Source organism: Acetobacter oryzoeni (assembly GCF_004014775.2).
Lineage (GTDB): Bacteria > Pseudomonadota > Alphaproteobacteria > Acetobacterales > Acetobacteraceae > Acetobacter > Acetobacter oryzoeni.
In genome coordinates, this window is sequence record NZ_CP042809.1 from 190,127 (window position 1) to 203,398 (window position 13,272).

11 protein-coding genes and 3 pseudogenes are annotated in these 13,272 nt (G+C 51.7%); 9 read left to right on the forward strand and 5 right to left on the reverse strand.

The annotated features are described in order from the left end of the window. Window positions 1-464: 464 nt before the first annotated feature. Genes EOV40_RS13825 through EOV40_RS13840 form a run of 4 tightly spaced genes read right to left on the reverse strand, consistent with a single transcriptional unit; the run spans window position 465 to window position 6,715 of the window. Entirely contained in the window at window positions 465-3,599 is a 3,135-nt protein-coding gene (locus EOV40_RS13825) for an efflux RND transporter permease subunit (protein ID WP_128106360.1), read from the reverse strand. After that, window positions 3,599-4,633 carry an efflux RND transporter periplasmic adaptor subunit gene (locus EOV40_RS13830; protein WP_124296635.1) on the reverse strand — a complete coding sequence of 345 codons (1,035 nt, stop codon included), beginning with the start codon at window positions 4,631-4,633 and terminating at the stop codon, window positions 3,599-3,601. The genes EOV40_RS13825 and EOV40_RS13830 overlap by 1 nt, the downstream gene beginning before the upstream one ends. Beyond that, window positions 4,630-6,072: a TolC family protein gene (locus EOV40_RS13835; protein WP_208729361.1), complete on the reverse strand. Its 1,443-nt coding sequence runs from the start codon at window positions 6,070-6,072 to the stop codon at window positions 4,630-4,632. Before EOV40_RS13835 ends, EOV40_RS13830 begins: the two co-directional genes overlap by 4 nt. Continuing rightward, window positions 6,065-6,715 carry a cation transporter gene (locus EOV40_RS13840; RefSeq protein ID WP_007284432.1) on the reverse strand — a complete coding sequence of 217 codons (651 nt, stop codon included), beginning with the start codon at window positions 6,713-6,715 and terminating at the stop codon, window positions 6,065-6,067. The genes EOV40_RS13835 and EOV40_RS13840 overlap by 8 nt, the downstream gene beginning before the upstream one ends. A gap of 73 nt (window positions 6,716-6,788) precedes the next feature. On the opposite strand from EOV40_RS13840, the gene EOV40_RS13845 reads away from it, so the two are divergent. The 9 genes and pseudogenes from EOV40_RS13845 to EOV40_RS13875 all read left to right on the forward strand — a co-directional run. Next, the gene (locus EOV40_RS13845; protein WP_063355018.1) at window positions 6,789-7,187 is read left to right on the forward strand and encodes a MerR family transcriptional regulator; all 399 of its coding nucleotides are present in this window, start codon (window positions 6,789-6,791) and stop codon (window positions 7,185-7,187) included. Between the two features lie 354 nt (window positions 7,188-7,541). After that, window positions 7,542-9,206, forward strand: a complete 1,665-nt coding sequence (locus EOV40_RS13850; RefSeq protein WP_147748158.1) for a Mu transposase C-terminal domain-containing protein — start codon at window positions 7,542-7,544, stop codon at window positions 9,204-9,206. Between the two features lie 2 nt (window positions 9,207-9,208). Further along, entirely contained in the window at window positions 9,209-10,132 is a 924-nt protein-coding gene (locus EOV40_RS13855; protein ID WP_087652203.1) for a TniB family NTP-binding protein, read from the forward strand. Next, window positions 10,125-10,463, forward strand: a pseudogene (locus EOV40_RS15390) (TniQ family protein); the annotation flags it as partial. The gene EOV40_RS13855 and the pseudogene EOV40_RS15390, both read left to right, overlap by 8 nt. Before the next feature lie 234 nt (window positions 10,464-10,697). Then, window positions 10,698-11,126 (forward strand): hypothetical protein, encoded by a 429-nt coding sequence (locus EOV40_RS15395; protein WP_230455052.1) that lies wholly within the window; start codon window positions 10,698-10,700, stop codon window positions 11,124-11,126. Between the two features lie 301 nt (window positions 11,127-11,427). After that, window positions 11,428-11,682 (forward strand): antitoxin, encoded by a 255-nt coding sequence (locus EOV40_RS13865; protein ID WP_128106362.1) that lies wholly within the window; start codon window positions 11,428-11,430, stop codon window positions 11,680-11,682. Between the two features lie 8 nt (window positions 11,683-11,690). Continuing rightward, window positions 11,691-11,855 (forward strand): PIN domain-containing protein, encoded by a 165-nt coding sequence (locus EOV40_RS15480; RefSeq protein ID WP_253534068.1) that lies wholly within the window; start codon window positions 11,691-11,693, stop codon window positions 11,853-11,855. Window positions 11,856-11,878: 23 nt separating this feature from the next. Next, the gene (locus EOV40_RS15485) at window positions 11,879-12,079 is read left to right on the forward strand and encodes a PIN domain-containing protein (RefSeq protein WP_253534066.1); all 201 of its coding nucleotides are present in this window, start codon (window positions 11,879-11,881) and stop codon (window positions 12,077-12,079) included. Between the two features lie 422 nt (window positions 12,080-12,501). Then, a pseudogene (locus tag EOV40_RS13875) lies at window positions 12,502-12,792 on the forward strand (IS110 family transposase); the annotation flags it as partial. A gap of 41 nt (window positions 12,793-12,833) precedes the next feature. Here EOV40_RS13875 and EOV40_RS13880 read toward each other — a convergent pair. After that, window positions 12,834-13,105: pseudogene (locus tag EOV40_RS13880) on the reverse strand (integrase core domain-containing protein); the annotation flags it as partial. Window positions 13,106-13,272 lie beyond the last annotated feature (167 nt).

Genomic DNA, 13,272 nt, shown 5'->3' on the forward strand with positions numbered 1-13,272 from the left:
TGCACCAGCAGGACGATGGACACTGGGGCTTGCTCCGGTAGATCCGGCAGTATGTATATGAACCGACGTGATGGGAAGACTGTCATTCAGAGACACAGTTCAGGCCATACCGTTCGACCGTCTGTGCCCTTGAGCACGCGATACCAGATTGGTGCCTGACACGTGAGCGCACACCCATGATGGCCAGCGCATAAAGTCGCACAAACAGGCCGGACATAAGAGCGCATCTGACCGGGTCTTCACGTTAAATCGGTATTCATCATCCAGCCGGTAGAATAATACGTTTTAGAAATGACATCGGGAGAACAATGTGAGGTATTGCGCTTAAACGGCCGTCCACATAAGAAGGTCGAGCCAGACCGAATGGTGGCCGAGCGTGATACGGAAGCAGTTTTCATTCTGGGTTCTATTGGCATATCGGACATAATCTTCAGGTAGTTCGGTGCAGCAGTGGCCCATACCTGTCACTTGAACAAGGTTTCCGGAACTCCCGTTTCGTTTTCAGAAAAATTACCAAATTTGACAGCAAGAATAGGCAAAACAAACAGGTTAAGTATCATTGATGTCATGAGCCCTCCAAGAATGACAGCAGCCATAGGTCCTTCGATTTCCCGCCCAGGCGCATTCATATCAACAGCCAGAGGCGCCAGTCCAAGCGCCGTAACGAGCGATGTCATGAGTACGGGGACGACGCGGTCTCTGGCCCCCCGGAGCGCTGTTGTTACTCCCCATGTGAGATCTTCCTGCTCGACCAAAGCCTCAAAATGCGAAATCATCATCACCGAATTCCGAAGCGTAATCCCGAATAGTGTAACGAAGCCGACTGTTGCCCCAAGAGTTAGCGTTGTGCCGGAAACAATGATTGTCAGAATGCCGCCCACAAATGCGAAGGGAAGATTGACGAGTATCAGAGCGAGATTGCGCCATCCTTGTGTGATTATTGAGAGCAGAATCATGACCGCTATGGCAGCGAGCCCGGAATTTATAAACAGTTCCTTGCGTGATTGTGATTCAGCTTCCGCTGCGGATGTAAACTGAACGTAGGTTCCAAGAGGCAGTTTGATATTTTTTGCTATAGCCGTGCGTGCGTCCTGAACGAAAGATTGAGCTGATCGTCCTGTAACATTTGCGGTGACAGTCTGTGTTCTCTGTGCTCCCAGATGTGACACCTGATAGCGACCGTTCGTCTCATATATGTCTGCAACAGCGCGGAGTGGTACGTAGTTTCCGTGAACAGTATGCAGTGGCAGGGAACCGACAGACGCAACATCATTACGACTTGCGTCATCAAGACGAACCATAACATTAAAAGCCGCAGAACGCTCGTATATCTGCCCCACGGTTTCACCCTGCCAGGCTGTATGGATGGATCGGAGTACATCCGCCGACCGAAGCCCCCAGCGCTCCAGATCAGCAGGGCGTAGCCGAATAGCAAGTTCCGGAACACCAGGAGGTGCTTCTATCCGGACATCTGTTGCGCCATGTATCTGATGCAACATGCGGACAATATTATTTGCCTGGATATCCAATACATCCAGATCATCGCCAATAATATTGATTGCCACAGCCGAAGACGAACCAGAAAGGGTTTCGTTTACGCGCATCGTCAAAAAACTACTGACAGAAAAACTGGCCCCAACGAACCCGTCAAGCGCTTTGCGAACGCGGGCATCAATCTGTCGGGAAGCCTTCCCATCCACCTGATTCAAATCAACCTCAAACTCGCTGGTATGTGGTCCAGACGTGTCCTCATCCAGCGAGGCGCGTCCGACTCTCTGAGCAACCGAACGGATTTCGGGAAGCTGACGAAGTTTTTCTGTAACCTGTCTACCTAATTTCAGAGACTGTTCCAGGGAAGTCCCCGGAACTGCCGTCATATGAATGATAAGGTGACCTTCCTTGAAATCAGGAATGAAATCGCTTTCAAGGAATGGAAGGGCCGCAAACCCTATCAAGGTGGTCAGGATCATCCCGCCTATAACAAATCGGGGATGGCGCATTAATCTGGCCAGAAGACGTTCATAAGCTCTGGCGGTCCACCCTGCCAGGGGGGGCTCTCTCCGGGTTTCTCCAGGCGTCGCCAAGAGCCATGCGCAGAGTGCAGGTACAACGGTTACAGCAGCGGCAAGAGAAGCCATGACCGCAAGAACATAAGCTGTTGCCAGTGGAGCAAACAGTCGTCCCGAAAGTCCGGGAAGGGCGATGACAGGCAAGAAAACGATAATGACAGCAAAGGTCGCGTAAACCACTGCACTGCGGACTTCAACGCATGCATCGAGTACGACGCGCGCTGTAGATGCGGGCTGGACCAGAAGCCGGTTTTCACGCAATCGGCGTGTAACATTTTCGACCCCGATCACGGCGTCATCCACGACCTCGCCGATGGCGATAGCAAGCCCCCCCAGGGTCATGGCATTCAAAGTAACCCCGAGTGTCTCCAGCAACGACAGGGCTATCAGAATAGCCAAAGGTATGGTGGCGCAACAGATTGCAGCGGTTCGCAGGTCAAAAAGGAAAAGAAAGATTACGGCAACCACCAGAAAACCGCCCAGAAGCAATGCTTGTGTGGCATTCCCCAATGCGGTCGTAATGAAATTGGCGGGTCGGAACAGGTCAGCATGCAATGTAATCCCCTGTCCCTGCAATTGCGGGCGGAAATCGGTAAGTGCCGCCTCGATTTCCCGGGTCACAGCCATCGTATTGGCACCGTACTGTTCCCATATATTAACCACAATGCCTGTCTTTCCCTCGATACTGGCCGCGCCGAAGGCGGGAATAGGGGCTTCAGTTACAGTGGCAATACTGCCCAGTGTGACAGCACCATTATCAGAGCGGACAATCACAGTGCGGGCCAGACTTTCTGGCGTCAGGGCCTGACCGTCAGACTGAAGAACGACTCTTTGGTTCGGGGTATCAATAAAGCCGGCCCCCTGTATGCCAGTTGCTTCCTGGGCAGCCGCAAGGACGTCATCAAGTCCGATATGATGCAAGATGAGTTGGTCTGGATGTACCTGTATCTGGAGTGACCGACGCTCCCCGCCAAACACACTGACTCCAGCCACACCAGGCAACGCCAGCAGACGCGGCCTTAATGACCAGTCAGCAAGCGTGCGCAACTGCATAAGGGACTGTTGTTCCGACGTCAGACCAATCACCAGTACCAGACCGGCGGATGAGGTCAGTGGCGTCATAGTCGGAGCATGAACACCGGCTGGCAATTGCTGTGCAACAACATTCATTTGTTCCCCGACCAGTTGCCGGGCGCGATAAATATCGGTCGATGTCGCAAACAGGACGTTGACGACTGACAGTCCCTGAATCGAAGTCGATTGCACGCGCTGAATACCCGGGAGGCCGCTCAGGGCAATTTCCATTGGGCGACTAACCAATGTTTCGACCTGTTCCGGCGTAAAACCAGCGGCTTCGGTCTGGATCGTGACCCGTGGCGGAATGAATTCCGGAAACACATCATAGCTGGCATGTCTCAAGCCATACAGGCCATAGAAGAACAACAGACATGCGGTTGCGATAACCACGCCCCGGAAGCGGATCGAAAACCCGATAATAGCTGCCTGAAGGCTGAAAGAACGTCCCGTCATCAGTCGTCATCGTCTCCTGATTCAAGCTGAGCTCGGAATTCTTCAGACAGAAGTAATTGCGTACCCTCTACGACGATTTGCGTTTCGTGTGTGATTTGTCCTGGAGTATCTTGGATCAGGTAGCCACCTTCTCGGTCCGGCACGTCGGTCGTAAGGGGTAGGCGTGTAAATTTTCCGTGTCCGTTATCACGGTATATCCACGACTTACCTTGCAGCCAGATAATAGCTGATGCAGGTATCCGGATACCGGGACGTTCCTCTTCGGTAGGCAGGAGAACGGAAACATTCATGCCCGCGACAAGCTGACTTTCAGCCGACGCAAAATAGAAAAAGCTACGCCCCTGAATAGCAGGATCGGTCATGGTTACAGGAGACAAATAGTGGAGCATTGTCCCGTGTCCACCCGTGTTTCCATAATCGGTCACATACGCCTGACTTGGTGGGGTTGGTAGATCCGTATCTGGTGGAAGGGTCACCTTGACCAAGACCACTTGTTGTTGAAGTAACTGTGTAATGAAAATTGTATTTTTTTCGGTAGCGTCAGATATGACCGAACCAAATTGCTGTCTGATAATATTAAGTGCGTTATTCACCCGGACCTGTTCTGCTTTTACCATAGCTGAGTTGGACTGAAATCTGGCTGTTGTCTCCTGGAATTGTTCCTGAGAGATATTCTGCCGGTCGCGATACAGTCCTTTGTCACGATCGAGTTTCGCACGGGCAAGCGTCTGCTGTGCCTGCATGCTCTCCAGCCGCGCTTTCATGTCAGCATAATCACTAACAAGAGTGATAAGTTGTGTTGCGTTCAGAACGTAACCATAGGCGGGAACCAACTTTCTCCAAGGCACGATGCTGGGTCGTGCAGAAGCGATGCCACTCTTCGTAACTGCTTCCGGGGAGACCGTCACGGTCGCCTCTGCGCCAAGAACCGAAACTGGTGGATCATCATCATCTGCAATAGCAATGTCCGCCACGTTTAGAACTAGGAAGACAGAAAGACCTACAAGAGGCAGCCAGAAGGCCCTCGCTTTCATGGTGAGTTCCTTTGGTTATTTTCAAGCAGGCCGGAAACCTGCGCGGCACTGGTGTGATCAAAAATGGGCTGCTGCATGCTATCTTCGATCTGACCTATGGCTTGCCGTTGCTGAATTTCTGCTTCAAGAAGAGCGGTCTCTGCTTGAATCTGCTCTATATGAGTCATAACCATCGTTGGTCGGTCGATTGCGCCTGACTGAAGGCGGTGCTGCATCTGGTTCAGCCTTACCCGTACGGTTTTGGCAAGTTCTTCCGCCTGTAGCAGAATTGATGTCGTGCCGCGGTAATTGGCCGTAGCCTGCGAGATGGACTTAAACACCGTGTTCTCTGCACGCCGGAGACGAGCCGCCGCCTCATGCTCCTGCCCAACAGCTTCAGCTATGGGGCCTTCGTTCTGATTGAAAATCGGAATTTGCAGAGAGGGATTTACCTCAAAGCGATTTGAAAAATCCCAGTTATAGGCGGGACTGATGGTGACATCGGGATAGCGTCGGGAAACTTCGACCCGTAGAGCCTGTCGGGCGGCGTCATAAGACGCAAGAAGTTCCCGCAGATCCGCGCGTTGCATTACGGCTTGGTATCTCATGTCCTGTGAATCGCGGTATTCCATGAGGTCGGGACAGACATCAAATGCTTTTGTATCAAGAGCAATGGAATCAAGTGCTTCGGCAGGAACCCCGATTGCTCCTGCCAGAGCTGCCTTACGGACGGCATACTCGCGCCGCAGATCACTGACAGACAACTCGGCATGGATCATTTCCGTCCGTACCTGCGATATTTCGAGAGCGGATGCTCGCCCCTGATCAAAACGTGCCTGTTCCAGGGTAAAGAGTTCGCGTTTAGCTGCCGCAGTCTCTTCCACAAGCTTGAGGCGCCCGGATACAGCCCAGACGCCGAGAAGAGCAGACCGCGTGTCGCTGCGTAGTTTCCATGCAGTATTGATGACTTCCCATTGCGCGACGGCAGCCCGATATCTGGCTTCTTTGATACGGTGATAACGCCTGCCGAAAAATTCGATCAGTATTGACGCGCCGTAGCCGACGTAATGAGCCGATGGGCCACCCAGCACCGTGAAACTGGGATTGGGCAGTTGACCGGCTGTCTTGATTCCAGCGCGAGCCGTTTCCAGTTCAGCTTTAGCTACAAGGATATCGGGATGAAAATACAAGGTAGCAAGCGTCAGGCGAGTGATGTCCCATGCGTTTTCCTGACTCGATACGTTTGGTCCGAGAACTTTTGTAATGAATTCTTGCAATCCGGCATCCGTAAATTGACGGCTGGAAAATTTCTGGACATCTGATTCCGGCGAAATATTTGAGTGATCACTATTTGTACAGCCACAGAGCAGGGGAAAAATCAGGAGAATGAATGCCGCATTATAGCGTGTGCGTCTCCTTACCTGCTTAATATATTCTAGAGTATTATATGATTTATACATTGATATGTCGTGATATATCTGATTTGTTATCTGTTAGTTCTACTCTCGATTGTCGCATAATCTGCACACCTCCACTAATACCAAGCATCGCAAGGATGGCAGCTACCGCAATATCCGGCCACGCAGAACGAGTGCCAAACACGCCCAGAGCTGCCAGCACAACGGCAACATTTCCGATCGCATCATTACGAGAGCAGATCCATACAGAACGGCGGTTGGCATCACCTTTCCGGTGTGTCCATAATATGAGGGCACAGGCCAGATTGACCGCGAGGGCAAGCAGACCAATGCCGCCCATTGCGTCTGGGTGAGGCGGATGGTTGCTGTTCATTACCATCCACCCAGCATTGGCCATTACCCATATCCCAGCCACGAACAGGGTCAGGCCTTTCAGAAAGGCCGCGCCAGCTCGCCATCGCAATGCCATTCCGGCAACACTGAGGCTTATTGCGTAGTTGGCGCTGTCGCCAAGGAAATCAATCGCGTCCGCCTGTAAGGATGCAGATCCAACCGACACGCCAGCCCCAGCTTCAACGGCAAACATGCTGGCATTGAGAAAAAGCGCGATCAGGAGCGCTCTCCGCCATGATTTATTGATTGGTAGCGGCGTATCTGTGCATCCACCACAGCATCCTCCTGCCATCCAGCGCCTCCCTGACGAATCATCTGTTTTAATGTATGCTCCCTGTAGCAACTACAGGGTCAAGAGGCAGGGAATGCGATCGATTGGCGCCTTGGGAAAGGCAACGAATACCAAAGTCGAGACGATCCGCTATTATGAACGGATCGGACTGCTGGCTCCGCCACAGCGGACCGATGGCAATTATCGCGTTTATGATGATGCGGCGCTCGCGAGACTGTCTTTTATTCGTCGATCCCGTGATCTGGGTTTTTCATTAGATCAGGTAAGAGTTCTATTATCCCTAGCGGATCAGGGAACCCAGGATTGTAAGACAGTTGATAGAATTGCTCGTGACCATATGGCAGAGATTGAGCACAAAATTGCGGATCTCAAGGCATTGCGTCATGAACTTTCTACGATAATAAAATCATGCCGGGGAGGTAATATTTCAGAATGCCGAATTATTGAAGCACTTTCTCCGTTTGATAATTAGTTCTCCTGACTTTTTTCGCAGCTAGTCGATTCTGCATTTGATGGGAAGATTACCCGAAATAATTATACGGCCTCATCCTCACGTGTCAGAATCTGAAAAATCCTCATCGAAAATTCAAGGACTATACGTGCTCCCATGGTGGCAGTTTATGATCAGGCCAGTTCTGAAGCAGACATTCTGCTGCCCCCCCAAACCTGACAGCACATTAGGTCATACGACGTTATTATTTTGTCCTTCATATCCTGAATTTGAATTGTAATTTGATGAAAAAATTTACGCAAAATAGTGGTAATTGTGGTAGCAGTGTGTGGAAACTCCCGTACATTGCTTGGCTTCTTTTCACACGAGAATGCGATGCGACAGACAAAACCGTCAATCACTTCTGTTAGTGAAGATGTTTGGTCAAGAGCATCCCATCGACATGCACTGCTGCGTGGATTGTTAGAGGAAAATCAAAGAAATCATCTTTCAGTCAAATTAGTCGCAAGCGACCTGGGTATCAGTGTGCAACACACTTACCGCCTTCTGAAAAAACTACGTGAGGAACAAACCACAGCGAGTTTGCTCCCATTACCTCGTGGCCCTCGTGTCGGGAACAGACGCTTAGCCGTAAATATAGAAAAAATAATCGAAGAAGTGATAAAGAAGATATATCTCAAGCGTGAAAAACCGACATTGAAACAGGTCCATCGATATATAGAGTGCGAATGCCAAAAATCAGGTTTCAATGTGCCGTCCATGAAAGCTGTTCGGTCACGTGTTGCAACTTGCAATTCAAAAACACTTATCAAGAAACGCGAAGGAAAAACGGCGACTGAAGCTGCGTTTCACCAGATTCAGGGAAGTCTCGAAGCAGATAGGCCGCTGGAGATCGTGCAGATTGACCACACGAAAGTTGACCTCATGCTGGTTGACGATATTACTCGTGCGAGCATCGGTCGGCCTTGGCTGACGTTGGTGATGGATATTCACACGCGTATGGTTCTGGGCTTCCTTCTATCCCTCGAAGCTCCCTGCACCACTTCAGTCGCACTTGCCCTCACGCAAGCGGTTCTCCCCAAAGATTCCTGGCGTGCGGAGCGTCTAATTGAAAACAGCTGGCCAACGAGTGGGATTCCTCGCTGTATTCATGTCGATAATGGAGCGGAGTTTCATGGTCGTTCTTTCGAGCGTGGTTGTGAGCAACACGGCATTCAGATTGCTTATCGACCGCCCGCCACTCCACGTTATGGTGGACACATAGAGCGTTTGATGGGCACGCTGATGCATCGCATTCAGGCATTGCCAGGCACCACATTTTCGAATGTTGTGGAAAGAGGGGATTACCGCTCCGAAGAGCGTGCATGCCTGTCGTTTCGGGAGTTTGAACGCATATTGGCGCTGGAAGTGCTTGGTCCGTATCATAATGAAATTCATCGCGGTCTTGGTCAGCCTCCTATAGCAAAATGGACGTCGAGCATCGAAACAACTGCTTCCCGACATCCTTTGGATTCTCAGGCCTTTCTTCTTGATTTTCTTCCCTACGAAACACGGGTGATACGACGCGATGGTGTTCGGTTATTCAATGTCCAATACCAGGATGGAGGTCTTGCACATCTGCTTGGGCATCCCGATACGCGTTTGCGGGTGAAATACGACCCCCGTAATCTCTCGTCTGTTTATGTCGAACTGCCAGACGGCGACCATGTCAGGGTCCCTTACGCAGATTTGCGTCGGGAACCTATTACTCTGTGGGAACATCGTAATGCGGTCCGGTGTCTGAAAGATGAGGGACGTCGCAGTGTAGATGAAACCTCAATCTTCACCGCCATCCGGGAGCAACGGGCAATCCTCGACGAAGCTCGTGGTCTGAGCCGCGAGGCACGCAGAAATGTTGTCCGTCGTGAAATCGCCCAGAACTGCGCTGATAGCCCGTCAGAACCGAACCAAAGTCAATTTCCTGCTGGAAAACCAGAAGACGATGTCGACCGCATCCCGATGCCGCCTCCAGGCGCTCATAGCGGTGTGGAGATCTGGTAATCATGTGCCGTGCAGAATGGTCGCATCTCCCAGAAGACGTGAGGCCACTTGCTGCATTGGGGAACGAAGAGAGGATCCGTCACATTCGCGCCAAGCGTTGGGTGGATTACCCACACGCTGATCGTGTAATGAGGCGCCTCAACGAGATTTATGTTCAGCCACGTTCAGAGCGTATGGAAAATATGCTTCTGATCGGTCAGAGCGGTATGGGGAAAACGACGCTCGTCAGAAAGTTTGAACGTACTCACACTGTCAGACTTGGGAACAACGGGACGTGCCGTTTACATCCCATCGTCGTCATGCTGATGCCACATGACCCAACAGGACCTCGCTTTTTTTCGCAGCTGCTCAAAGCAATCGGCGTTCCTGCAATCGACAATTTCGAGACAACGGCACCACGCGAGTCAACGGTTCTGCGCGTGTTGGCCGAGGTGCAGGTTAAAGTCATCGTTATTGACGAGTTGAATTCTGTTTTAGCGGGTACGGCCCGTCAGCAACGACTGTTTCTCCAATTGCTGCGCTGGCTGTCGAACGAATTGCGTGTCGCTCTGGTAGGGATCGGTGTGCCGGAAACACGGCATGCTCTGCTTTCTGATGATCAGTTACGAAACCGGTTTATGAATCTGGAGCTGCCCGTGTGGGAGAATGGCCAGGATTTTAGTCATTTTGTGACGAGATTGATCTGGAGTTTGCCACTGCGGGAGCCGTCTCCTGTCGACTCCCGGCGACTGATGCAAATGTTGGTTGGGCGCACGGGGGGCATTACTTTGGGCACCTGCAAGGCTATTGAACGCGCAGCGATCAGGGCAATTCGTTCCGGTACCGAGCGTCTTGATTATCAGGCTTTTGAGCATGAAGAGGTATGGGATGGTATTGAAGCGCCTGTAATAATGGGAGGACATCGACGGAAATCCCGTCGTGGGTAAAGAGGGGACACCGTCATCCCTTCCGCTCGTCCCATTTCCACACAGGGCAGAGGCGTTTTCCTCATGGCTATCCAGATTAGCCGCCCGCTACGATCTCCATGCTGACCATCTTGCTCTTCATGCCGGATACCCTCTCCGAGGAGCGCGAGAACTGGACTGCTACCTGTTGCCTCAGGCGGACTGTGCTCTTGCACTCATGACCGGCCTGTCACAACGTTCAATCAGGACAATGCGCTGTGGAATGCCACAAAGGCGTCTTTGGGTTCGAGATCATCATGTCTGGTGTCGAGAGTGTGTACGGGAAGCTCTGCTAGAGGGAGATGAGCCTTGGGAGCGGCGGTCATGGCGAACGGGGGCTACAGTGATCTGCAGCCGTCATCGGCGAGTTCTGGAAGAAGCCTGTCCACGGTGCAATAAAATAGGCAAGGGGTGTCTTTTTCTCAGTGACAAAGGTCGGGTACAGCCGCTGTGCGCCGTCAAAGGTGATAAAATCAATTTGTGGGGGGATGCATCAGATGATCAGCTTCCCTGGGGTCTGACGATAGACAGAACAATCTCCCGGTGCGTGAACGCTCTAAGCATTGATCTCTGTCGCAGTCTTGTCGGGCAGACACTTCGCGCACAATGGCGTGGAGTCAGCAGGGAACGTCGTCTGACGACAATTATTGAAGAGCTTACGCTGATTACCCTGATCACGATTGATTATCTCCCGAGGCCTCAACCGCCGCTTTACTGGATGCTGGAGCAGTCAGACTGGAAAGCCGCTTTCCATTATACGCCGGCCATGCTGCCAACTTCGCTGGCAACCGGCATCATCATGCTGGCTTCGGTAGTATTGTCCGATCATCAGTTTTTTGAAGACAGGGTTTTCTGGGATCCTTCAGAATGTCAGGTTGCCTGTGAACCACTCACGCCAGAGACTTATGTGATGTGGCTGCATCCGAAAGTAAGATCATGGGGACGACAGATCATCAGTGCACCATTTGGTGTGTAACCTAATTAAGGAATTTTTTCACCTAATTAAGGTTGTTTTTTCGGTGCTCAACCGGCGCGGAAACGGGGATTCTCCTAATTAAGGGTTTTCGACAAACCTCCCTTTTTCCGTGCGCCCGCCTAGTTGCGATAAATGGTATTAACGCAAGTAGATATGGGGAAGGGGGCTGTTTTCCATAAAAAAACGTAGTTTGAATTTAAGTATGCGATAAAGTAAGTTGGACCACAACATGAGGGTTTGGTCGTGCTTCATTTGAAGCTGAATGATAGATATCAATGATATCTACTCCAAGGAGTTGAATATGTCCGATACGGCCAAAATTTTTATGACCGGTCGCAGCCAGGCCGTTCGTCTCCCTGCTGCCTACCGATTTGATACTCCAGAGGTCACCATCCGCAGAGATCCACGCACCGGAGATGTCATTCTTTCGCCGCGCCCTGTAGGGTGGGGTGAGACACTCTCTGCCATTCGCCAGGCCAAAGGTGCTGAACTTTTCCCCGAAGGGCGGGGCCAAGCCCAACAAGATCGGGATCCTTTTGCTGGATCCGTGCCGTGATTGCTTATATGTTCGATACCAATACAATAAGTGATATCATACGCGCTGACGAGAGAGTGCTCTCTCACGTCGAAGCCCTTGATCCCGAACAGTGTTGTGTTTCAGCCGTAACAGCCGGAGAGGTTGCCTATGGACTAGCCAAGTGTCCATGGCGACCCGATTACAACGCTTGACACGCAGTGTCATGGATCGACTGATGACACTGCCTTGGGACACTGAGGTGGCAGAGCGCTATGGAAAATTACGCGCTGAGCAAGAGCGCCGCGGTGAAATCCTTGGTGCGTTGGATCTAATGATCGCGGCACATGCTTTGACGTGTCATTTGACATTGATAACCAGCGATCAGGCATTCACCCACGTCCGTGGACTTGTCGTTCAGAACTTTCGATGTGTCTAATAGAGTAATATCTTTCGCATATCCTGCTTTTACGCTGATTGGTTGATTGCTCACTCGATCCGAATGGTGGGTCACCTTGCCCTCGAGCAGGCTCTATGCCAGAGGCGGCCAAAGGGGAAAATGCCCCACCACTCCGACAGTCAAAAGATGGTCGCTAGCTTCCGGACGGTTTGTCTCACACTCCGATCGACCACGGTAGACTGGCACTGTGAGGTGCCCGGAACGGTTTGACCCGTATTCCGATCGACCGTTGTGTCTTTCCCCGGACCTGTCGACTGTCCGGAAACACCTCGCGGAAAGACTATGCCTTGGCCATTGCCTGTGACCCGAGAAGGGCCTGACCTGATGAGGTCTCATGACTGTCCTGTCCATGCAGCGGACCTTGGCCTGGCCATCACGACAGAGAAGCGCGAGGAACCGTCATGGACAAAAACGAAGAAAGACTGCGTCAGGTTGTTGGCGGTGTCGACACCCACAAGGATCTGCATGTTGCAGCCATTGTTGACGAGCAGGACCATGTGATTGGTACACAGAGTTTCCCCACGACAAGACAGGGTTATCGGCAGATGCTGGCCTGGATGCGAGCCGCAGGTGATCTCATGCGTGTGGGTGTTGAATCAACCGGCAGCTATGGTGCAGGCCTGTTGCGTTATCTTCAGGCTGCAGGGATCGAAGTTCTGGAAGTCACGGCACCTGATCGACATGATCGGCGTCTGGACGTGTCACGGTTTAGTTCCGGACCATGGGTTATCTGTTAAGCGGCGTTGCGCTCATAATCCAGAGGGCTTTTCCATTGAAGTGCGGAGTGCAGCCTTTGCGGATTATAGAAATCATTAATGTAGGATGTGATGGCCTGCTCGACGTCCTGACGCGTCATCCATGCTTGCCGCCACAGGAGTTCCGCTTTTAAGGTCTTGAAGAAACTCTCTGTCACCGCATTATCCCAGCAGTTTCCCTTTCTGCTCATGGATACGAGAAAGCCATGGGCAGAAAGGAGTTCCGGTAAGCCTCTGAACAATACTGGGCGGATTCAACTGGTCGTCGCAACACCTTAACATTGGAGGCGTAGACGATGGCAGGGAAACGGAAATCGGAGCGGTCCACACGGCGCAAATTGTGCTCGCCAGGACGGCGGCCTGTCTGGCAGCGTGAGACCCTTTGTCGGTTCTGGCAGTGAATTGCCCCGGGATTTG

Bases quoted from the DNA above. Each gene is read 5' to 3' on its own strand.
- EOV40_RS13840 (WP_007284432.1), bottom strand. From the start codon at position 6,715: ATGGCAGGAGGATGCTGTGGTGGATGCACAGATACGCCGCTACCAATC.
- EOV40_RS13850 (WP_147748158.1), top strand. From the start codon at position 7,542: ATGCGACAGACAAAACCGTCAATCACTTCTGTTAGTGAAGATGTTTGG.
- EOV40_RS13855 (WP_087652203.1), top strand. From the start codon at position 9,209: ATGTGCCGTGCAGAATGGTCGCATCTCCCAGAAGACGTGAGGCCACTT.
- EOV40_RS15485 (WP_253534066.1), top strand. From the start codon at position 11,879: ATGACACTGCCTTGGGACACTGAGGTGGCAGAGCGCTATGGAAAATTA.
- EOV40_RS13830 (WP_124296635.1), bottom strand. From the start codon at position 4,633: ATGAAAGCGAGGGCCTTCTGGCTGCCTCTTGTAGGTCTTTCTGTCTTC.
- EOV40_RS13825 (WP_128106360.1), bottom strand. From the start codon at position 3,599: ATGACGGGACGTTCTTTCAGCCTTCAGGCAGCTATTATCGGGTTTTCG.
- EOV40_RS15480 (WP_253534068.1), top strand. From the start codon at position 11,691: ATGTTCGATACCAATACAATAAGTGATATCATACGCGCTGACGAGAGA.
- EOV40_RS13835 (WP_208729361.1), bottom strand. From the start codon at position 6,072: ATGTATAAATCATATAATACTCTAGAATATATTAAGCAGGTAAGGAGA.
- EOV40_RS13845 (WP_063355018.1), top strand. From the start codon at position 6,789: ATGCGATCGATTGGCGCCTTGGGAAAGGCAACGAATACCAAAGTCGAG.
- EOV40_RS13865 (WP_128106362.1), top strand. From the start codon at position 11,428: ATGTCCGATACGGCCAAAATTTTTATGACCGGTCGCAGCCAGGCCGTT.